The organism is Nostoc sp., from assembly GCF_036917155.1.
GTDB lineage: Bacteria > Cyanobacteriota > Cyanobacteriia > Cyanobacteriales > Nostocaceae > Nostoc.
The window spans coordinates 34,879-57,850 of the sequence record NZ_JBALDZ010000218.1 but is presented as its reverse complement, the minus strand read 5'-3'; the positions used below and the strand labels follow the sequence as shown (position 1 = coordinate 57,850).

The window sequence follows — 22,972 nt, the reverse complement described above, 5'->3', positions numbered from 1 at the left end:
TTAACTCAACAATTAAGTTTTATTCTTCAAAAAATCCAAAATGCTGCAAACCTTCTTCGATTCCAGCTGCAAATTGAGCTTTTGCTAAGTAACGATTTGGGTTTGGGTTAGCTTCATGCCATTTCAGCAATTCCTGTTTTGCATTACCGACGATAATACCTTTTTCTTTCTTGTCAGCAAACAGGGCAATATCGTTACCAGAATCGCCACAAGCAACAGTTTGTTCTACATCTATTTCTAAATTTTCGCGTACAAAGGTCATTGCCATACCTTTATTAGCCTTACGTGGCAGAATATCTAGAACTTGAATCTCTACATCTTTACCATCTTTGTAGTTATTACCAAGGTTGTTGATATGAGTAGAGCTACCAAAGCTACAGATAACTTGAATATCTAATCCTTTCTTTAGCAAACGAGACTCTAGGTCTGATAAACAATTTCCAGAGATTTCTTTTTCATTAAAATAGCTAACTTTAAAAGGTCTTTGCTCACTCTCTGGCTGGGGCTTTAATTCAGGAAAATCTTTAGATATCTCTACAATTAAGTCTCTATCCCAACCTTCAGAGAGATGATCTGACCACTTAGAATCTAGAGTATTACTGCTACTGTAATAAATTTCCGTACCTACAGCACATATAAGTAAATCTGGTTCTAAAAGTGCTTTTTTATCTGTAAGCTTTTTGTAAAGAAAAAGCGATCGCCCAGTTGAATAAACAATTTTTGTCTTGTACTGTTGACGATGCTGTTCTAGCCGTTGATTTAACCTTGCCATTGCTTGATCATCACCCACCAGCGTATAGTCGAGGTCGCTAACTATAAGGAATTGTTTCACACTGCATACCTTACTATATAGGTCATACCACAACTTGAAGCAGAGTTGCAGAAATCTAAATTAAATGTAAAGTTAATCTACAGTAGCGATATAGACCTTGACATTATACCCCGCACCAGCGATAAAGGTCAAGCAATGCAATTTTTACGCCAAAGGTGGAAATTTGCAGCAGAACAAACAGTTGTCTGTGGTGATTCAGGTAATGATATTGCTTTATTTGCTGTAGGCAACGAACGGGGCATCATTGTGGGGAATGCCCGCAAAGAGTTACTCCAATGGCACAATGAGTATCCCGCAGACTACCGCTACCTGGCTTCATGTTTTTGTGCAGGTGGAATTATCGAAGGCTTAAATTATTTTGGTCTCTTGTAATGATTAGTTATTTAAAAGGTATAGTCGCTGGTATCCAAACAATTGGCGCTAATCGCGTGATTCTGACTCTGGAAGTAAATGGCTTGGGGTATGATTTGCAAGTTCCCCAACGCCTAGCAAACCAGTTACCAGAGTCGGGAGGAGTGGCGCAAATTTTTACCCATTTCCAAATTCGTGAAGAAGTGCCGTTTCTATATGGCTTTGCTTCCCCAGCCGAACGCGATTTATTTCGCCACTTACTGACTGTCACAGGTATTGGTGCAGCCTTAGCGATCGCCCTCCTGGACACTCTGGAACTACCAGATTTAGTCCAAGCAATAATCGCTGGCAATACACAAATCTTAATTCAGGCTCCTGGTGTCGGTAAAAAAATCGCTGAACGCATCTGTTTGGAATTGAAAAGCAAATTAGTCGAATGGCGTAAATCAGCCGGCTTCTTCGTCGCCACAGGCGGGCCAGCACCAGGAATTCTCGAAGAGGTGCAAATGACCCTCTTCGCCTTGGGATACACTGCCCATGAGGTCAGTCACGCCCTGCATGTAGTCAGCGAAGACATCGGACTACCCAAAGATGCTTATGTTGAAGATTGGATTAAACAAGCGATCGCTCATCTCAGCAGCGAACAAGTTTAATTGTCATTGGTCATCTCCCTCATCTCCCTCATCTCCCTCATCTCCCTCATCCTCTGCCCTCTGCCCCTACCCTTTCTGATGCAATATCAAGTTGCTCAAACTAAACTTCGGAGGGATGTTAGGTGATACGCTCATCTTATATTGTGTTAAGTAGTGTTACCTAACGTTGGAGAATATACTCATGCATTTATTTTTTATGCAAACAGCAGCACCAGCTATAGATGCTGCTCCCCATTTTCCTGTGGCTTTTACCTTGGTGTATGTCGTTGGTTTTATTGCTGCTGTCACTATTGGGTCAATAGCTTGGTACAACTCGAAACGCCCCGCAGGTTGGGAAAGCAAAGAGCGTCCTGATTTTGTGCCTAAAATTGATAAAGAAGAAACTCCGGGTCTGGGTGAACCGAAGTCATAATTTAGTTATTAGTCATTAGTTATTAGACTATAGACTTTTGACTATGATTAGTTTTGCACCTCAACCCAACGACGGTAAAGCTTTTGAATTTGTTTGAGAAGCGCAGTATGAGCCGGTTGAGTTGACTCATTCGGCTTCGCTATATCCTGCAATTCTGTCAGGAGTCTGGCTTCCTCGACGGCTACTTCACCATCGCTATAAATTAAGCCACTAATGGCTTCAATTAGATTTTCACAATCTTCAAGGCTGGGGCGATCGCCTAAATACTCCCGCACCCAGTCGTAGCATTCTTTTGGCTGCACAGGAACTAATTCGTACAGCCAAGGTTTAATTTCTGGGTCGTTAGCTAAACCTTTTGCTTGAGCTATTTCGCGGAGATATTGCCGTTCTTCTGGCTGGATTCTGCCATCGATCCAGGCTGCTCCAATCAGGATTTTAACTAAGTTTTTCACATTGGAAGGGGAAACCATTGCTGCCTCCTCTGGTAGATTCAGGCCTCAACCAAATCGTACAATCCCAAACAGTATTCATTCGGAATTATTGGTTTTTCTTAAGCGCACCATAAAAAAGCCATCCATGTCCTGACGATGGGGCCAGACTTTAAACCATCCTTGTGGCGCAATCTGGGCAGAATCAGGTAACTCAAGACCTTTGGGAGACTCAATTTGCCAATTAGGTGACTTAGCTAAAAATGCCGAAATTACTTGTTCATTTTCTGCTGGATGCAATGTACAGGTGGCATAAACTAGTACACCACCAGGCTTGACAAAATTTGATGTATGTGTTATCAATTCTTGTTGTAGTACCGAAAGTTCCCGGACGGATTCTGGTGTCTGTCGCCAACGCGCATCAGCATGACGGTGCATGGTTCCCAAACCGGAACATGGAGCATCAAGTAATAGGCGGTCTGCGTTGTTTTGAAATTGGTTGAAGTGGCGACTGTCGCCAGTGTAAATTTGAATAGATTGTAAATTCAGCCGTTGAGAATTTTCTTGGAGTTTGCGAAGACGAGAAGAAGTGCGATCGCAAGCCCAAATTTTACCACTATCCCCCATTAACTCGGCGATGTGGGTTGTTTTACCCCCTGGTGCAGCACAAACATCAATTACCACCTCACCTGGTTGAGGGTCAAGCAAATGCCCTACTAATTGGGCGCTACTATCTTGTACAGTCCACCAACCCTCTTTAAAACCCGGTAGTTTTTGAATTGACCCAGCACTACCAATTAATCTTAAAGCTTGGGGTAAATGAGGAATCCGTCTCACCAAAACACCAGCAGATAGCAACGCCGTCTCAACTTCTTCAATGGAAGTGCGAAGCGGGTTAATACGCAAGTCGATTGTTGGTGATTGGTTCATCCATTCACACAGCTGTTCTGTATCCGTCAAACCCAGTTGTTCTAACCAAACTTGAATAATCCAGTTAGGAAAACTGTGTAAAATGCCCAAGCGTTCCACTGAGTTTTCTGGAAGTTGTAACGGATCAAAATGGGGGACTGGGGACTGGGGACTGGGGACTGGGGACTGGGGATTGGGGAAGGTGGGGCCCCCTCTGGGGATAAGGGGTAATGGGGATTGGGGAAGTGACAAAGAATCTTTCTCCTCTGCCCCCCTGCCCCCCTGCTCCTCTGCCCCTCTGCCCCTTTGCTCCCCTACTTTTCTGAGATACTGGCGTAATAGACCGTTAACAAAACCTGTAAGTCCAGAAAAACCGTTTTCTTTAGCGAGTTGGACTGTGGTATTAACGGCAGCTGAGGCGGGAATACGCTCTTGATAACGCAGCTGGTAAAAACCCAGATGTAAGATAGTGCGAAGGTCTTGTGGTTGTTGATGAGATTTCTTTTTAGCGAGTTGATCGATGAGAGTATCGAGGGTGCGTTGCCTTCTGACGCTCCCGTAAACCAATTCTGTCACCAAGCGGCGATCGCAATCAGCCAAATCAATTTTTTGCAGTACTCTATCTAGGGCAACATCAGCATAAGCCCCCTTATGAACATCTCGTAAGGCGATAAAAGCTAGTTGACGGGGGTTTTTCATGAAAAAATGATTCAGGAGTCAGAAGGCTTTTGTATTCTAACTCCTAACCCCTAACTCCTAACCCCTAACTCCTAACTGCTAACTCCTAACTCCCAACTCCTAACTCCTAACTCCTAACTCCCAACTCCCAACTCCTAACTCCCAACTCCTAACTCCCAACTCCTAACTCCTAACTCCCAACTCCTAACTCCCAACTCCTAACTCCCAACTCCTAACTCCCAACTCCTAACTCCCAACTCCTAACTCCTAACTCCCAACTCCTAACTCCTAACTCCTAACTTCCCTATCGAGACATATACGGGTCTACTACACTGGCAATTTCAAACTCACACGCTCTAGAAACCTGTTCTGCCGGTAATTTTCCAAAGCTAATTAATGGTAAATATGTGGGGTTTGCCATCAGTTCTTTTGCTAATAAGAACCCAGTAATTGTCCAAGTTTGATATTTCCTAGCTTGTTTCCCAATTAGTCGCCCTTTCTTCCCGTCGTAATATTCTGGCCATTCATCTTCAATGAGGCGTGGTTGGGCAATTTCAATCGCTTTTTGTGCAAGACTTGTTTTGTTAGTTTTCACCGCCGCCGCTGCCAACATCCACATTAAAACTGGCCAACTACCAGCATTATGGTACGACCAAGGAATATTTTTTGGGTCACATCCAGTTACAATCCTGTATTCTTCATGTTCTAAAGCTGGGAAACAAATTTTCATTGGCATATCTCCCACCAAGTCATCCCATCGTTCCTCAATGAGAGTCATAATCGCTTGTGACTGTTCTTCGGTGGCTAAGTCGGAAATGATTGCCATTAAGTTTCCGAGTGAAAAGAAACGAGTATCTAGCTGCGACGGACCAACATTACCTGCTAGATAACCACCTTTTTTAGGCAACCACTTATCTAATTCATAATAGGGAACAGAATCTACATATATGTTGAACAAATTAACAGCAGCCTTGCCATATTCTTCACTTTTGAAACGATAAATTGCATTCAAGCGATTAATATCTATCCAATAATGCTGGCGGATATGAGCGCATAAAAGAGGCAATCGATTATCAATGGCTGCAACAATATCATAATTTCCTTGACAAATTAGCAGTTCACGAGATGCACGTAATGCTGTGTAGAAAAGAACTTGTAGTTCTAGAGGATGCCCATAAATGCCCATACGACGGTCAATCATACAAGCACCATCTGGAACCAACAGTGTTGGGTACATATCAAAACGATTGGCCAAGCAGATTTCCATGATTAACCTGATCCCATTTTGAAACTCAGGTTGATAGGCGAGAGAAAAATCTTCTGTGGCTACTACATAAGCACGCAACAAAATAATCCACCATAGGCAAGAATCTACAGGTGTAACTCTAGCGATCGCATGTTCACCAAAGTCTGCTTCTAAAGATTCTTGCCCATTTTCTGAGATCACTTTAAAGCTAGCTGGGATTAATCCTCGTCCTGGCTTATAGGCATCTAATGCCTTTTCTTTAGGCTGTAACTTTAAGGTTTCTTCTAAGAAATTACGAACAATATCTGTTCTACCTTTAATCAGAAAAATTAGAGCAGAAGAGACAAAATCCCGGACAAAGCACTGATCGTAATTGAGCGCCTCTACAGAGGCATCATAAGCCGCTACTGTCCCAACAGGGCGGCCTTGATAGTAGAGAATTGATTTTTCTAGTGCTTGCCAAGCTTCTTCCACTTCTTTTAAATTTTCAGTAGTTTCCAATTCGTTTAGGTGCATCGCCAGAATAACTCCATTTTGGTTGTGAATTTGTGGTAGATGCGTCTTCATTTATTATTTTTGCTATTCTCAGCATAACAAAAAGTATTCTGGGAATAGAAAATATAATTTGGAGAAATATTAATCAACTAACAATGAATCAATCTGCTGACATTTATGCAGCTTTATTGTTAGTTAATTGCTGATCATCTATTACTCTTTTGGTTAATTATCGTTGTTGCTCTCCACCGCAAGTAGTAACATGATTCTGAAAAACAGTCACATAAGATATATTTTTAGATTATTTATTGTTTCGTTGTATACCTAGAATTTTTGCTTTACCAAACAAAAACATATCTTCAGTGCTGTTTCGGGTTTGTGTGAAGTTAAAACTAGTTACAGTATATTTACTTGAGCAGGATTAGTTTTTGACACTAAGAAGTCAGATTATTCCCCTATTATCTAATAATTTATAACTTTTTTTTAGAATATGCAAGATGACGCTCGAAAAACTTAATATGTCAATACTTCTCAAGGGTTAAATATATTACCCTGCTGACAGATGAAATGGGGGTGTTTATAGGAAGTACAGCTTATAAGCAGAGCCTCGCTTATGGGCATTCCCATGCTCTGTATGGTAACGAGATCGTGTCACCTTGACAGGGCTACTGTTCTCCCGAAGCAGCCTTAAATACTTGTTCAGCAGTTAGATTTAGCTCTCCTAAAGTTGGCGATTGAATTCGGTCATTACCACGAAACCGAGTGACTTGGTATTCGCCTTCCACAAATCTGCAAACTGAATATTGTTGGTTGTTTAGGATTGTCAATAAACCGTTTTCCACCAAGAGTGGCATAGTCAACAATCCAATATTCTGAAATCCTAATTTCCTCATACTCCCCGAATTTGAGAAAGTAATCATCTCGCCAATTTGTACTCACAACTTCTACTACCAATGGAATTGATGCTGCTTGAGTAACTGTTGATGATTTTTTCCAAAGTGGTTCATTAATTAAGTTCGGGATATTCAATACCAGCACATCTGGAATATAACCAGATTTTTTATCAACAGATTTGACTAATGCTTGAGCCGGAATAGAATAAGCTAGATTAAACCTCCGAATCTCAAAATTTAGTTCTCTAATTAGAAATGCTCTGATTAACTCATGTTCTCCTGTCGGCTGCATTTCAACTATGACTCCTTTATGCAATTCATATCTGCCATTCTCCGGTTTCCATTCGACGAATTCTTCAAATTTTATCGACTCTACTAAATGTTGAAACATAACACTATTTCCTCAAACATTATTCATATTTTGACTAGTATCGATAAACTACTAACTTTATATTCTCTGCTCCTGGAATTCTTTATAAGCTTGATTAATTGCTTGCATTGAGGCTTTTGCAATTGTAGAACTATTGACATCAGGATGATACAATCTTGCTAATCGGCGGTATGCAAGTTTAACAACATTGGGGCGATCGCTCTGATTTACACCCAAGACTTCCCACCATTCCCCAAATAATCCAGAGTCGAGAGTAAATTCATTCCAAATCTTGATGCTTCCGCCATTACCGCCACTTACCAGCGTTTTACCATCAGGGCTGAAAGCAACGGGATTACACCCAGAAAGATATTGTAACGAAAGCCGCTGCATCTCCCTCTGCTATGGCTTTAAAAGCGCCATAAGCAGCTGCACCAGCCACAGCGCCAGCACCAACGACAGGAGCTGTACCAATAATGCCAACAGCGCCAAATCCGCCGGCTAGTCCCATCCCGCCCAATACGGTTCGGTTAAGGCAAGAGACGCGATAAATCGCCGTCTCTACAATAGACATCTCCGAAAAACAATGTAGAGACGTAGCACTGCTACGTCTCTACAAGGGTTATGGGTAAAGCATATTTAATTTCTGGAGATGTCTAATAATCAGGCTTGTCATCAAAAAACCTTATCCGAACCGTATTGCGCCTGCGCGGACTCTCTGAAACCCGCGTAGGCGGGTTTTGTTTGTATAGCCCCAGACTTCTAGTCTGTTCGCGTAGCGTGCGCCTTAGCGCAGGGCGATCCGCCAAAACAGGATGCTCCCTTGCTACTTAATACTTTATTCTGTGCTTCTGAAACCTTTTGTTCCCAAGATTTCAAACTACTTTTAATTGCGTCTACTTGTGGTTGTTGTTCCCCTACAAGTTTTTTTAGTCTACTAGCAATTGCTTGGTATCGTTCCTTTTGGAATTTTGCTTGACTAATTAAATCCTGATTACTTCCTTTCAAAGCAAGTTGATATTCTTGTTCCCATTTATCAGCTTCGGCTTGAGCTTTTGCATAGTCTCGTTGGGCAATTTCTTGGGCTACTCTGGAGTGGCTTACTCCTTCGCTTAAAAGGGAACAGGGAACGGGCAACAGGCAACAGGGAAATCCCCATAATTAAAATCAGGGGATTTGTACAAGGACACATTGAAACATCGTGGCTGACGCCATCTCGTTTCAAATATTTTTATCTCTTTTCATAAATAAATTTAGGGGCTTTAAACCCTGTATTCGGGGCTAATTTTTTTTCTGTTCCCTGTTAAGAGTTCCCTGTTCCCGCCCCGAAGGGGCTTGGTAACTTTCGTAGCGCATCCTGTGATGATTGATTTTGGTCGTAAAGTCCCATAAACTTATCTGAGTAACCTTATTACCCAGAGCGTAGACTAATTTATACTGTTGCGTCTTCGTAAAAATTACTTAAGCCTTGACTTTTGCTTTTAACTATAACCCTTTGGTATGCAGCCAATTGATAAACAGGTCAGCAATCGCTAAGTTACCGTGTTCAAGCATTGGCAGATGACCGTGACCAGGGAGGCCAACTTCAGGAAGCCAAATGAAATCACCCCGAAAGTATTTTGCAGTTTTTGCATCTGTCTCACGAGGATGGCGCGGGTCTTGGTCGCCCGTAATCACACAGATGGGAATACTATATAGTATCTGAGGGTCGCCAATATAAAGCCCTTGTCCTTCAACATTTCTGAGTTCGTTGCTCATCCGCGCACTCTCAGCGGTCAAACTGCAAAAGTAATTCTCAAATGCCTCTTGCGGAAAAGTATCTGAGTTGGTGAAGTACTTTTTAGCATCTTCACGCGACTGGATACGTGGACGGTCTTCGGGAAAAGCCAAAGAAGAGTTTTTTGTGATAACTGGTAATAAATCGGCTGGTGAACTTGGTGCAATGCCGATAATAGCTTTAACAAGTTTGGGATGAGTTTGTGCCGTCTGCCAACTAACGACACCAGACATACTGTGGGTAAGAATCACAGCTGGGCCAATCCGTTGGAGTAGCGCAACTGTAGCATTGATTACCCGTTGATATGACATCACAGGGAAGTCTGGCACACAGCCCGACCGACCATGCCCTGGCCAGTCAACAATATAGGTTGGGTAGCCAAGTTCTGCCAGATATGCTGCCCAGCCTTGACGATTATCGGGTGTTTTGACAAAGCAAGTACCTGTATGAAAGGCACCATGTAAAAGCACAATAGGAACTGAATTTTGGTCTTGATTCGGCCGGTAATATTGAACGTACATTTGGTACGGAATAGCACCAACAAAGAATTCTGTTTCAGTGTATGAATTCATTTTGAGAAAAGACTTAAATCTTTATTCATTACGACTAGTACAACACGGCGTAAATAAACCACCCATTTAAAATAGCCAGAAAGCTTACAAAATAAGCATTCTTTCTTTTTACTTTTGCCTTCTTGTACTAGCTACCTACAACCGTGGGAAAAATCCGACTCAAGTCTAATAAGACATCTTCAAATCCAGGAACCGCAACTGATTGATGTGGCAAAGATATCTGCTTGGTGAGATAATTGAATTCACCTTGAGCATTTTGATATGGTTGGCTGTAACGCTCAAGTTGGCGAACATTTAAATTGACAATCCAATAATCAGAAATTCCGGCTTCTGCGTAGATTTTTAACTTTGTTGTTTGGTCGTAATCTAAGGTTGAGTCTGAAATTTCAATCACTAAAAAAATATCTTCGGGATAGGGATGATGGGCGAGATAATCTTCATCTTTGCCCCGTGCGATCGCCACATCTGGTTCAGGTTCACTTTGATTTGACAAAGTAATCGGATCTTGTCCACGAATCACAGCGCGATCGCCCAACAATCGATCCAATTGACGGCATAAGATAGAGCCGCAGACTGTATGAGGCGTACCCTTCGCTACCATTTGAATTAGTTCTCCGCAAATCAACTCGATGCGGTCGTTCTCCTTTAGAAATTCCAGTTCAATCAGCCGATGATATTCGTCAATCGTGAATCGCTTTGGTGTGACAACGTTCATGGGACATCACTGATTTAACTGTTATGTACTTTCTAGCTTACCATCTGTATCCATTGCTGTTGCCCATCTTCCACTAAATTTTCTTGTAAAACGGGTGAGACATCTTAATTTACAATACACTCACAATAGACATACCCTACAGGAACGCTCCTACAAAGGCTTTTGGCAACGCATATTTAATTTCTGGAGATATCTATTAGACATCTGGTGAAAATGAATGTAGAGACGTAGCACTGCTACGTCTCTACAAGGATTCTGGATAACGCATATTTAATTTCTGGAGATATCTATTAGTTAAAGCCTGTATTCATGGCTGAATCAGGCTTTTGATGTTTATTATTAAATTTGCACAGATAACTTCAGTTTAATTACTGAATAGCGAATCCTTCCGGTCTGATTGCATCTTGCAAATCAACGCCCATCAGGTTAGCTCCCTGGATGTTTGCATTTGTCAGATTTGTATTTTCTAAATCTGCGTTTTGTAAGTTAGCCGTTTGCAGATTTGCTCCCAGGAGATTGGCTTTTTCTAGGTCTGCATCAAATAGGTTTGCTCCCACCAAATTCGCTCCCAAAAGGTTTACTTTGCCTAAATCTGCTCCTTGAAAGTTAGCCCCTTGTAAGTTTGTTTGCTGTAAATTAGCCCTTTCTAAGTCTGCATTTTGCAAGTTAGCACCCTCTAAGTTTGCTGCTTGCAGGTTTGCATCCTTTAACATTGCCCCAGTTAGGTTACAGCCAACACATTCATTGGTTTGTAATAAATGTCTAACGTTTGTCGCCACAGACACTATTGGGTATACAACCGGAGATATTACTGGTGCTGTTACAGACTCCATTGGCGATTCAACTGGAGCTAGTTCAGATTCCGTGGATATGGATGGTGTTAGTGTTTGCGCTCTAGCGCTGGGCTGGATAAGCAGGGTAAATCCCGCTACAACTACCAGGAATACTGCTGTTACGAACCACTGAGTTAATTTTTTAGAGTTTGATTGATTCATTAGTTCCTTCCTATTATGGTTTGTAATGGTGGGCTTGCTTTTATAAGAGCCATCGATAATGTGCTTTATTCTCACTTTAGATAACTTGATTGATAAGAGCAAATATTATTTGTATTCATATTGATAAATTAAAGTGATTAATGAATCTTTTTGGATGATTTTTAAAGCTTTTTGTGGAATGAATCAGCCCTGCCCAAGGCATCGGGGGGACGGCGGGCGATCGCTGGGGGGTGAATTCTATACAGCTTCACAAAGAAACGGTATAAGTAGTTTTCTGTCGGTAAACTTTGAGATATTTTTGGCTACTAGCGTTCAACATCGGTTAATATGACTAATTGCGCTCTGGCTTCGGTTTGAAAATTTACAGTAATGTTTGATGTTTAACTTGTAATTATGCTAACCAGTGTTGACCGTTTATTATTTGTCCGGCGAGTCCCGATTTTTAAGGAATTGCGGGATGATTTTATTGTGCGGCTCACTTCAGTGATGAACGAATTGTCATTTCCAGCTAATTACACCATTTTTAGGCAGGGAGAGGAAGGGCGATCGCTCTATATTGTGGTGTCAGGTCGAGTTAAAGTTCACATTGGGAACAAACAGTTGGCAGAGGTGGAACAGGGAAAATACTTTGGTGAGATGGCAGTATTTGATACTCAACCTCGTTCCGCCACTGCAACGACTTTGGAACCTTGTGAATTTTTAGAACTGACGCAAGAGCAACTTTATGATGCGATCGAAGAAACTCCCGAAATTGCCGTAAATATCATTCGTGAGTTATCTCGTCTGATTCGCAGATTGAATGACGACATGAGTGTAACGAATCCCCCACGAACAAATCCGGGGGTTTTTAACAGAGAGTAAGTTCAGCACTCATTTCCGAACCCATAATTTATCACTCTCCGTAAATAGAAATTACGGAGAATGACAGAAAAGGGTTAATCTGACTAATCTTTGTTCCTGGGAGTGAGTTAGATCAAGGAATGTTAAGCTGAAAATTATAGCGTGAACATTTACTCCTGTCTTAAAGGTGGTGAATTTAAGAAACCACTACTAACGAAATATGATAAGTATTTATCTAGGAGTTTAACATCCATTGCTGGACAAACAATTGCCGAATCTGCCAATCCATTGAGGGTATTCTGATAGTCATAATCAACTGTATTTTGATACAACTCCATAATTGTCAAAGAATTTTGATAGACTTTTTCAGACATCATCGGTAAAAGCGGATGTAAAACATTTTCCTGAGAGTGCCTGAAACTTGCAATTAGCTCATCTTTCCACTGAGTATATGGTAACTTTTTGAGTTGGTAACCATAAGAACAAATAAACTCAAAAAGCTCGATGATTGGAATATTTTGGTCTGGTGGGGGTACTATATGGAAAGCTTTTCCTAGAGATTCTTGCTTTTGGGATAAATGGACAATTGCTCTAGCGGCATAATCCACAGGAATCAATTCTTCTTTTTGATCTATGAGTTCCGGATAACTACCAAGCTGTATGCATCCTTTAATAACTCTAGGCACATAAGCATCTTTTGTATGAGCAACACCCGTACTGCTATCTCCCATAAGAAATCCTGTTCTGAAGATGCTAACAGGTATTCCCCTAGACTTGGCAACCCATACAAGATTTTCGGCTACCCATTTGGTTTGAGAATAGCCAAGATCCAGAGCAACATAGTCTTTAGAAAGCTCGATATCGTCATCTTCATAAACTACTTGTAGCCCTGTAAAATGGTTGATTGCACCAAAAACAGCAACAGTAGAAATGTAATGCATTGGTTTAATTTTGCCCAGACAAGCTAATCTGAGAACTTCTTGAGTTCCGAGAACATTGGATGCCTTGATTGCAGAGTATGGTTTAGCAAAATTGACTTGGGCAGCACTATGATAAATAGCATCAATTTGCAGAGCCAGTTTTTCAAACTGTTTGCTAGGAAGACCTAAATATGGCTGTTCTAAGTCTCCCGGAATCGCAATTACATGAGAGCTAAAATTTGGGTGATGAAGGGAATATTTTTCTAGGTTTTGTTGAATCTTTTTTAACCCTTCATGCTCGTTCGGGGAGCGCACCAGGCAGTATATTTTTGCTTGAGTTTGATGTAGCAGTTCATCAATTAAAAAAGCCCCCAAAAAGCCTGTAGCTCCTGTGAGAAAAACATGACGCAATTCATTGATCTGAGCAGCAGGCCTTCCTTGAGCATCGATGGCGGGATCGAGTACTACCTCGGATTTTAGATCGATGGCACTGGTTAAAGCAGAAACGCCATCTCCTCGACGCACTCTCTCTATTACCTGAGCCAGCGCTTCTATAGTGGATTTTTCAAACAAGCTTTTTAGAGGTAAATCTACTTGAAAGGTTTCTCTCACAAAAAAAATCAACTGAGATACTAGTAGGGAATTACCGCCAAGCTCAAAGAAATTATCGTGAATCCCAACTTCTTTGATTGCCAGAACTCTGCTCCAAATTTCAGCCATTTGTTCCTCAATTGGAGTACGAGGTGCAACAAATGCTGCTTGCAAATCGCTTCTATCCATTTCAGGCTCTGGTAGACTGCGAATATCTATATTGCCGTTGTATATTCGCTGAGTTTGCCGATCGCCAGGGAAGGTTAACAGGGGTAAGTTGGAAATTGTCTGGTCTGGGTTAGAGACAATACTCTGTAATAGAGTAGAAAAATTTTCCACCATCAGAGCGATCGTCTCAGCTTTAAATAGGTCAGTATTATATTCCAAGTTGCCCGATATCCCTGCTGCTGTCTCGCGCAGTTCGAGGTATAGATCGAACTTGGATGTCCCGTTATCAATTTCCAGACGGTTCATTGTCAATCCGGGAACAGTCAGCTTAGGCTTTGGGGTATTCTGAAGATGAAACATCACTGAAATCAGTGGATTCTGGTTCAAGTCCCGCTCGATCTGTAGGGCATCAACTAGCTTCTCAAACGGTAGGTCTTGGTAGCTATAACCCCATAAAGCTACTTCCCTGACTCGGCCTAACAACTGCCGGAAACTTGGGGAATCAGACAAGTTCGTTCGCAATACCAAAGTATTGAGCAAAAACCCAATTAGTCCTTCTAATTCAGAACGGTGGCGGTTGCTAATCGGAGCAGCTACTAAAATGTCTTCTTGCCCTGTGTAGCGAAATAGGAGTGTCTGGAATGCTGCCAACAAGGTCATAAACAAGGTAGTACCCTCTTGGCGCGAGAGAACATTGAGGGCATCTGTTACGGATTTTGGGATCAGAACCGATTGGCGAGACCCCTGATATCTTGGCTCCAATGGTCGTGGATAATCGGTGGGCAATTCTAATATAGGTAGACTGCCACTCAAATGTTGCTGCCAATAGGCAAGCTGATTATCTAAAATTTCACCTTGTAGCCACTGCCGTTGCCAAGCTGCAAAGTCTGCATACTGAATAGCTAAGTCAGAAAGAGGAGAGGGGTTGCCAGTGGAAAAAGCTGGATACAGAGTTGACAGTTCCTCGAAAAGAACACTTAAAGACCAATCATCACAAAGAATATGGTGTAGGTTGAGGAGGAATATATGTTCCTCTGAACTCAATTGCAGCAATGTTGTTCGCAGCAATGGTCCTTGAACTAAATCGAAAGGACGTTGGGCTTCTTCAAGGATGATCTGGCGGACTTGAGATTCCTGATCGTCTGGAGACAGCCCTTGGAGATTCACAACTAAGAGTTTGATGGGAAAAGTTGAGTGGATGATCTGTATGGGTTGTCCCTTCAAACTGGAATAGGTAGTTCGGAGGATTTCATGGCGATTGATAATTTCATTCAAACTCTGTTCTAATATTGTGGAGTTGAGTACACCTCTGAGGCGAAAGGCTTCGGAAACATTGTAAAAAGCATGGTTGGGTACTAACTCGTTAAGAAACCACAACCGTTCTTGCCCAAAGGAAAGCGGTAAATTACCATCGCGCCCAATAGATTGTATTGGCACAACAGAACATCCTCTGTCTTCCTGTTGTGCTTGTATAATGCTGTCAGCTATTTCAGAGATGGTGGGCGCTGCAAAGAAATGCCGCATTGGCAACTCAACTTGAAAGATATCGCGGATACGGTAGAGGATCTGAAAGGCTAGTAAGGAATGTCCTCCCAACGCTAAGAAATTGTCATAAACGCCAATGTTTTTTAGACCCAATACATGAGACCAAATTTCTGCTATTCGTTCCTCAATAGGAGTGCGAGGAGCAACAAACTTCTCATTTGCATTCAAAGTTTGAACGGGTGCTGGGAGCGCCTGACGATCAACTTTTCCGTTAGCTGTTAAGGGTAAAGCACTCAATTGCACAAAGCGAGAAGGGATCATGTAGTCAGGCAATTTCTGTTTGAGAAAATGGCGTAAATTACCAACATTCGTGTCTGATGATTCGGGCTTGAGAACTACGTAAGCTATTAGGCGTTGGTCACTAGAGGAAAATTCTTTAGCAATCACTACAACTTCTTGCACATCAGGATGTTGCCACAGTGCAGTTTCAATTTCTCCTAGCTCAATACGGAAGCCGCGAATCTTTACTTGTTGGTCAATGCGCCCAATATACTCAATGTTACCGTCTGGTAAGTAGCGAGCTAAGTCGCCTGTTTTGTAGAGGCGTTGTTCTTTGACCATTTGCTTGGTGTCTCCACCAGGCTCACTAATGAATGGGTTGGGGATGAATCGCTGATCTGTCAGTTCTGGACGGTTGAGATAGCCTCTGGCTAGTCCCTCACCGCCAATGTATAGTTCTCCAGAAACGCCTGTGGGTACTATCTGCATTTGTTCGTCCAACAGAAGACAGTATGTGTTGGCGATCGCACGACCAATGGTCACGATGCTGTCACCTTTCTTTACCAAGGCAAATGTGGAATAGGTCGTATCTTCCGTAGGGCCGTATAGATTAAAGACTTTTTGAATATTGTCCAACGTATATATCTGCTGTACCAAACGATTTTGCAGAGGTTCACCTGCTAAGTTAACGATGCGAACAGAAGCGGGTATACCTTGAATTCTCAGTAACTCTGCGATCGCAGATGGCACTGTATTGATGAGAGTGACTTCTTGAGCGGCAAGTAAGGTAGGTAAATACAAGGCATTTTCTGCCAAAATCACCTTACCACCCCAACTGAGGGGAACAAATATTTCAAAAACTGAGAGATCGAAGCAAATAGATGTTGCAGCCAGCACTCCAGCTAGATCCTCTGTTGTAAAAACTTCTCTTGCCCAATACAACAGAGCGACTGTGCTGTGATGTTCAATAGCTACCCCTTTCGGTTTACCAGTCGAACCGGAGGTGTAAATGACATAAGACAGGTTTTTATCTGTAACTAGGCTGGTCAGATTCTCCTGGTTTTGTTGAGAAATTGCCTCACTATCACGATCTAGACAAACTATATGGGCCTGATACTCTGGAAGCTTTGAAAGTAAATTTTGTTTTGTCAGTAGTATCGATAACTGTGAGTCCTCTAGCATTAAAGCCAGGCGCTCTGAGGGATAGGCTGGGTCTAAGGGGACATAAGCTCCGCCTGCTTTGAGGATGGCTAATAGTCCCACAATCATTTCCAGCGATCGCTCCAGGCAAATGCCAACTAGAACCTCAGGTTTGACATTCAGGGTCTGTAGATAGTGTGCTAGTTGATTAGCTCGCTGGTTAAGTTCTTGATAAGAAACTTGTTTGTCTTCAAAAATGACCGCAATTTGCTCAGGTGTTTTTTCTACTTGATATTCAAACAACTGATGGATGCATATATCATTTACGTAAACTGCTGGATTTTCTTGCCATTCCAGAAGCAGCTGGTCTACTTCTATCTTGGATAGACTGAGGTCTTGTTGAGAACTGCCAGTAGAATTTTTCATTGCAAATAGTATTTTTTAATACTATTATTTTATTCATCAATACTTAAAGTGGCAAGCATGAGTTTAGAAGAATGAAAGCAGAGTGGTTATTTTGTAAGAATTACAGCAGATTGTAACAGGCGTGAGGTACAGATGATCTGAAGGGCACAGCACTGCTGTGCCCCTACGTGTGTACTTCATCAAAAGCGACTACCCCATCCCCTTTGATATTTCTAGGGCAACTGAGGCGCTCCCACCGTGCTGACGCGCCGCCTTCGGCTAACAGCCGTTAGGCAGGTGGGAGTAGTTTACTAGATAGGGAGAACAATCTCAAATTCAGTTCCCTCAGTGGGCTGAGAACGCACAGTTAAGGTACCGCGATGTTGTTGGATAATAGAGTAGCTAACAAATAACCCCAAACCTTGACCACGACCAACGGGCTTTGTGGTAAAAAACGGTTCAAAAATCCGCTCTTGCAGACTTACAGGAATCGTACTATCTGTATTAGCGATCGCAATTCGTAACCATTCACGATCTATCACTCCAGTACGAATCCGAATTTCTGGATGTTCGCTGCTTTGAAGATTATCTCGAATCGCATCAATGGCATTGTTAATAATATTCAGGAAGACTTGATTCAACTGGCTAGGATAGCAAGTAACTAAAGGTAGATCACCATACTCCTTAATGACGCGCACTTCGGGTTGATTTTCAGAAGCTTGGAAGCGATGTTGCAAAATTAACAGCGTGCTTTCAATACCACTGTGTAAATCTACAGCTTTGATTTCGGCTTCATCTAAGCGAGCAAAGTTGCGTAAACTCTGGACAATTTTGCTGATGCGCTCGCTACCAACTTTCATAGATTCTAAGGTTTGATTGGCATCTTCAAACAGAAAATCAAGCTCAATTTCTTCCTTCATCGCTTGAATAGCTGGACTAGGTTGGGGATATTTCTGCTCATAAAGCATCAGCAAACGCATCATATCTTGAATGTAATTTTCTGTATGGATGAGATTACCCTTAATAAAATTAACTGGATTGTTAATTTCGTGAGCAATACCAGCTACCAATTGACCGAGGGATGACATTTTCTCGCTATGAATTAATAGTCCTTGAGTTTGTTGCAATTTTTTCAAAGTCTGCTCTAAATCTTGGGCTTTTTGGTTGAGAGCTTGGGTTTTGTGTTCTACCTCTGCTTCTAGGGTGTAAGAATAGTTTTCGGTTTGTTGATACAGACGGGCATTTTCCACAGAGATAGCGGCTTGACTAGTTAGGAGTTGGAGAATCTCGATGCGATCGCTGGTAAAAGCGCCTAAAGTTAAGTTGTTCTCTAGGTACAAAATACCGCTGAGTTTTCCTTGGCGACTAATGGGAGTACATAAAACTGATTTAGGCTGGTGAGTGATCATGTAGCGATCACTGGCAAATTGCACTGAATCACTCAAGTCTTCAAACACAGCCGTCTCTTGAGTTCTTGCTACTGTATAAATCAAACTTTGGGGAATTTCTGGGTATTCCTCCAGGGGAATTTCTAAGGTTTTTACCAGTTGTTGATCGCCTTGAGCTACAACTAACCATTGTTCCTCTTGGCAAAGAACTAAATGACCGATTTGTGCGCCAGCATTGGCGATCGCGATCTGCATCAAGGTTGCCAACAGTTTCTCTAATTCAATTTCTTGAGAGATGGCTTGTCCAGCTTTCATCACCGCTTGCAAATCTAAGTATAAATTTTGGTTATTAGAGCTTTTAGTTACACTTCTCATCAAAGTTGAGGCGATGGTCTCCGCAGATTTGATGGCAAAATTAGTCGGTGGGAGAAGGGCTGTTAGTAGTTGCGGATATTCTTGTTCTAAATGGGCGATTTTCGCCTTTGCACCCCAATGGGCGTAGCAGTAATAGGCTTGTTGCATATAGTCTGCGGCCACCTTCTGTTTGCCCCAAGCAAGGTAGAATTTGGCAGCCAGCTCATTGCTGAGTGCTTCTTCTTGGATATAGCCGTTTTCTTTTGCCCCCTGAATGGCTTTGTCATAGTAGGTCATTGCGTCTAAATGACCCAAAATTTTTGCCCGCTCTGCTTCCACTAAATCGTATTTGTGTTGATGATTGGTAGGAGCATGGAACGCCCACTGAATCATCAATTTCTGGTTTTGTGCAACTTTTTCTAGTGCCCATTGTTGCTCTGCCTGATTGCCATTTGAACAGCTAGCCAGGAGTGCGAGGGAGTAGTAGAAATTATGTTCCGCAAACTGCAAGAAGCCAACCATGTTTCCCAGGTATTTTTCGGCTTCTTTAGCATGGATAAGTGCCTGCTGATAGTCCTGAAAGATGAATAGAAGAATCGTCTTTGCCAGATGAAGCAGGAACAAGAGAGTTCCGTTTTGAGTTTCAATTAAAATCGGCAGCATTTTCCGCTCATCGAAACTCTCCCCAACGAGTATTAGAGAATCTTCTGCTGCTCCCATCAAATTCAACACTAGCTGACGACAAATCTGCCCGAAGTAAATTTGATACTCTTGTTTGAATTTCAACAACATATCAATGTATTTTTGCTGTTGCTGATTCACCTGCTCCAGTGTTTCACCAACGAAGAAAAGATAGTTACAGTAGGAGGAGGCGTTGTAGCAGGCATACTCGACATCACCCGCTTCTAATCCCACCTGAATAGCTTCACATAGGGGAGCGATCGTTTTGCGAGCGGGTTCCCGCCAGTGCCGCACAAACACATCAAAAATGTTAATCACTTTTGCATACAATTTCCTGTCGTTGAATAGCTCCAGCAATTTTAATCCTAATTGTCCAAACCGATAGCCTCTTTCAATTCCGGTTGGGCTACCACATAAAACCAGGCCATAAAAGGTGTAGCCAAATGCTGAAAATGCCGAGTTGCCAAATTGAATCGATAGGTTCACTAATGTGTAAGCAATCAGTGGTAACATATCTGGCTTAGCGTTCAGGCTGGGAGTGACCATTGTGATCACAATTCGCATGGCTGCTAACTTGTGCGGATCGAGCATCTCCGGCAGGTTAATTAAATCCTCGATCGCTAACTCCAGTGGGGGTTCCTTAAACAGCGGTTCACCCAAAAACTCCAGCACTTGTAGAGAGGTGTCGATCGCTGCCAGCATTTGATTCTGAGCAATGTAGAAATAGATCCTAATTTCATATATCTTGACCTTTTGCAGCAAATCCTGGGCGTGCTGAAGAACAATTTCTGAAAGCCGTTCTGCCTGCTCGAAATGGGCAGTTAAGTACTCAATTTCAGCCGCTTCTGTATGAAGGGCAAGGGTCAGGTCGTAACTATCTTCCCAACCGTTTTCTGGAAGCACTGTCAGCCCTGCTGTGAAGTATTTACTTGCCGTTTCATAGGCGGTTGCAGCCTGAGCTTTTTGTCCTGCTTGCAGGTTCAGTTGAGCCAGTTGATTCCGTTGAGCTTGATCCAATTCTTGCAGCCTGGAGATTTCGTCACCAGAGTTTTGTACATTCAACAATCCGGGAGAACTTTTTTGAGATGTCAATCTCAGCCCGTAATTCAATTGATTGACAATTTCAAAAATTTTCCCTTCCCGCTCTGTTTCAGGCGTATTTGCCCACAGTTGTTGCCCGATTTTGAAGTGGGTTGACTGTTTTTGATCTTCTGGAATCAGACCGTAGGCAGCTTGTTGGACGCGATCGTGCAAGAATTTATAAGGAACGGCAATCTGACCACCGCGATCGATGTTGTCTGAGTTATTTGATTGGAAGAACTTGTAGGTTTCGCTAATGGGGAGAATCAGCCCTTCTTGTAATGCCTTCCATAAGTTGATCGCTGTATCAATAGGTGATTTTCCAGAGACCATTGCCAAGGTATTCAAATCAAATTGGTTGCCAATACAAGCCGCCAGTTTCAAAATCTCCTGTGTCTCCACCGGAAGTTTCTGCAACTGCAATGCCATGAACTCTACCACTCCATCGGTCAATGCCAACTGCCGCACCGAAACCAGGTCACATTGCCAGTAACCCAGTTCTGGGTGGAACTGAATCCTACCCTCCTCGTGCAGTGCTTTGAGAAACTGGGTTGTAAAAAAGGGATTCCCTTGAGTTTTCTGATATACCAACTGCGTCAAGGGTTGAGCCAGTTCATCAGGACAACTCAAGGTGTCTAACACCAACTGATTCACCGTTATTTCCACCAAGGGTTCTAGGGTAATCGTATTGACAGTAGCTTGGGCTTGGTGAATTTGTTCCAGCATTAGCATCAAGGGATGAGTCGGAAACACTTCATTATCTCGATAGGCACCCAAAATCAGTAAAGATCCAGAACTGCCTTCACTCATCAATAATTGCAGCAAGTTCAGAGAAGCCGAATCTGCCCATTGCAAGTCATCTAGAAACATCACCAGCGGATGCTCAGTGGTGGTGAAAACCTGGATAAATTTCTGAAAGAGCAAATTGAAACGATTTTGGACAGCACTACCAGATAGTTCCGGGACTGGCATCTGTTGACCGATAATTTGCTCTAGTTCAGGAATCACATCAACGATCACTTGTCCGTTTTCACCCACAGCCGCCAAAATTTTCGCTTTCCACGCCGCCAATTGGACATTACTCTCACTCAGTAGTTGTCCCATCAAATCACGAAAGGCTTGCATCAAGGCACTGAACGGAATATTCCGCCCGAACTGATCGTATTTGCCTTTGATGAAGTAACCGTGTTGTCTGACAATCGGTTTATGGACTTCATTGATCACCGCAGTTTTACCAATCCCGGAAAATCCTGCTACTAGCATCATTTCTGAACTGCCATTAGCGACGCGCTCAAAAGCTTTGAGCAAGGTTGCAACTTCTGTTTCTCGCCCATAGAGTTTTTCGGGGATCATGAAGCGATCGCACACATCCCGTTGTCCCAAGACAAAGGTTTCTATTCTCCCCGTTGCTTTCCATTGATTGAGACAGCATTCTAAGTCATGCTTCAAACCCAAGGCGCTCTGATACCGATCTTCGGCATTTTTTGCCATCAACTTCAATACTATCTCTGAGGCGATTGTGGGAATTTTTGGATTAATGCTGTGTGGGGCGAGTGGAAGCTTGGCTAAATGACAGTGTATTAACTCCATCGGGTCATGGGACTGAAAGGGTAATTGTCCAGTCAAAAGTTCGTACAATGTCACACCTAAAGCATAGAAATCACTGCGGTAATCAATACCACGATTCATTCGTCCGGTTTGCTCTGGGGAAAGATAGGCAAGGGTTCCTTCCAAAACATTGGGATTTTGGATTTCCTGGTTTTCGCGCGGGAGGAGAGAGGCAATGCTGAAGTCAATTAGCTTGACTTGGTGCGATTCTAGATGAATCAGCATGTTAGCAGGTTTGATATCTTTGTGAATGACTCGATGCTGGCAGACATCATGGAGAATATCAGCAATTTGTCGGGCTATTTCTAAAATTTCCCGTAAAGATAGGGAATAATTTTGCGTATAATCCCGTAGGGAAATGCCGCCAAAGTCTTCCATCACTAAGGCATAGCTGTTACCGTATGCTTCTAGGCTTAATGGATGGATTATGCCAGGAATGTTAAGATTTTTGGTAATTGTATACTGGTTGCGAAACTGTAATAATTCGCTAAAGGTGGGGTAGTCTTGCCGTAATAGTTTAATCACCACTGGACGCTGACTTGACTCCTGCACTGCTCGATAAACTATTGTCTGAGAACCTGCATAGAGATGCTCAACAATGGCATAACCAGGGATATACGGCAATAGATTTGAATCGGGGATTGCTGCCAGTGTCGTCATAGCGTCAAGTTAAAATCTTTAGAAGAAGTTTATAACTTTAATATTTC

General features: G+C 42.4%; 15 protein-coding genes and 2 pseudogenes. 4 read left to right on the top strand and 13 right to left on the bottom strand.

Translation table 11 applies throughout. The features are described 5' to 3' along the window. Nucleotides 1-19: 19 nt before the first annotated feature. A complete protein-coding gene (locus tag V7K67_RS29045) occupies nt 20-832 on the bottom strand; it encodes a sucrose-phosphate phosphatase (protein WP_334733723.1) in 813 nt (270 codons plus the stop codon). A gap of 21 nt (nt 833-853) precedes the next feature. Between V7K67_RS29045 and V7K67_RS29040 the strand changes: the two are divergent. The 3 genes and pseudogenes from V7K67_RS29040 to psb35 all read left to right on the top strand — a co-directional run. After that, nucleotides 854-1,204 (top strand): annotated as a pseudogene (locus V7K67_RS29040) (sucrose-phosphate phosphatase); the annotation flags it as partial. Continuing rightward, entirely contained in the window at nt 1,204-1,836 is a 633-nt protein-coding gene (gene ruvA / locus V7K67_RS29035) for a Holliday junction branch migration protein RuvA (protein WP_265269913.1), read from the top strand. The pseudogene V7K67_RS29040 and the gene ruvA, both read left to right, overlap by 1 nt. Nucleotides 1,837-2,017: 181 nt before the next feature. After that, nucleotides 2,018-2,248, top strand: a complete 231-nt coding sequence (psb35, locus tag V7K67_RS29030) for a photosystem II assembly protein Psb35 (RefSeq protein ID WP_334708441.1) — start codon at nt 2,018-2,020, stop codon at nt 2,246-2,248. Between the two features lie 47 nt (nt 2,249-2,295). Here psb35 and V7K67_RS29025 read toward each other — a convergent pair whose 3' ends face one another. From V7K67_RS29025 to V7K67_RS28980, 10 genes and pseudogenes are all read right to left on the bottom strand, one after another. Further along, nucleotides 2,296-2,718, bottom strand: coding sequence for a tellurite resistance TerB family protein (locus V7K67_RS29025; protein WP_334708442.1), 423 nt, complete (start codon nt 2,716-2,718; stop codon nt 2,296-2,298). A gap of 57 nt (nt 2,719-2,775) precedes the next feature. Next, on the bottom strand, nt 2,776-4,284 hold the full coding sequence (locus tag V7K67_RS29020) for a 16S rRNA (cytosine(967)-C(5))-methyltransferase (RefSeq protein ID WP_335169485.1): 1,509 nt from the start codon (nt 4,282-4,284) through the stop codon (nt 2,776-2,778). Between the two features lie 283 nt (nt 4,285-4,567). Further along, nucleotides 4,568-6,025 carry a glycoside hydrolase 100 family protein gene (locus tag V7K67_RS29015; protein WP_334708453.1) on the bottom strand — a complete coding sequence of 486 codons (1,458 nt, stop codon included), beginning with the start codon at nt 6,023-6,025 and terminating at the stop codon, nt 4,568-4,570. Between the two features lie 644 nt (nt 6,026-6,669). Next, nucleotides 6,670-7,288 (bottom strand): annotated as a pseudogene (locus tag V7K67_RS29010) (Uma2 family endonuclease). A gap of 57 nt (nt 7,289-7,345) precedes the next feature. Then, nucleotides 7,346-7,660 (bottom strand): J domain-containing protein, encoded by a 315-nt coding sequence (locus tag V7K67_RS29005; RefSeq protein ID WP_334733720.1) that lies wholly within the window; start codon nt 7,658-7,660, stop codon nt 7,346-7,348. Then, the gene (locus V7K67_RS29000; protein WP_335169483.1) at nt 7,623-7,841 is read right to left on the bottom strand and encodes a hypothetical protein; all 219 of its coding nucleotides are present in this window, start codon (nt 7,839-7,841) and stop codon (nt 7,623-7,625) included. The genes V7K67_RS29005 and V7K67_RS29000 overlap by 38 nt, the downstream gene beginning before the upstream one ends. A gap of 188 nt (nt 7,842-8,029) precedes the next feature. Next, nucleotides 8,030-8,404 (bottom strand): PspA/IM30 family protein, encoded by a 375-nt coding sequence (locus V7K67_RS28995; protein WP_334733718.1) that lies wholly within the window; start codon nt 8,402-8,404, stop codon nt 8,030-8,032. Nucleotides 8,405-8,752: 348 nt separating this feature from the next. After that, nucleotides 8,753-9,616 carry an alpha/beta fold hydrolase gene (locus V7K67_RS28990; protein WP_334729832.1) on the bottom strand — a complete coding sequence of 288 codons (864 nt, stop codon included), beginning with the start codon at nt 9,614-9,616 and terminating at the stop codon, nt 8,753-8,755. Between the two features lie 127 nt (nt 9,617-9,743). Next, on the bottom strand, nt 9,744-10,331 hold the full coding sequence (locus tag V7K67_RS28985; protein WP_334708449.1) for a Uma2 family endonuclease: 588 nt from the start codon (nt 10,329-10,331) through the stop codon (nt 9,744-9,746). A 368-nt stretch (nt 10,332-10,699) separates the two neighbouring features. Beyond that, nucleotides 10,700-11,326, bottom strand: coding sequence for a pentapeptide repeat-containing protein (locus V7K67_RS28980; protein WP_335169480.1), 627 nt, complete (start codon nt 11,324-11,326; stop codon nt 10,700-10,702). 393 nt (nt 11,327-11,719) lie between these two features. On the opposite strand from V7K67_RS28980, the gene V7K67_RS28975 reads away from it, so the two are divergent. Next, on the top strand, nt 11,720-12,187 hold the full coding sequence (locus V7K67_RS28975) for a Crp/Fnr family transcriptional regulator (RefSeq protein WP_334708451.1): 468 nt from the start codon (nt 11,720-11,722) through the stop codon (nt 12,185-12,187). A gap of 149 nt (nt 12,188-12,336) precedes the next feature. On the opposite strand, the gene V7K67_RS28970 is transcribed toward V7K67_RS28975, so the two are convergent. After that, on the bottom strand, nt 12,337-17,175 hold the full coding sequence (locus tag V7K67_RS28970) for a non-ribosomal peptide synthetase (protein WP_334729834.1): 4,839 nt from the start codon (nt 17,173-17,175) through the stop codon (nt 12,337-12,339). Between the two features lie 290 nt (nt 17,176-17,465). Continuing rightward, the gene (locus tag V7K67_RS28965; protein WP_335169478.1) at nt 17,466-22,925 is read right to left on the bottom strand and encodes a trifunctional serine/threonine-protein kinase/ATP-binding protein/sensor histidine kinase; all 5,460 of its coding nucleotides are present in this window, start codon (nt 22,923-22,925) and stop codon (nt 17,466-17,468) included. Nucleotides 22,926-22,972 lie beyond the last annotated feature (47 nt).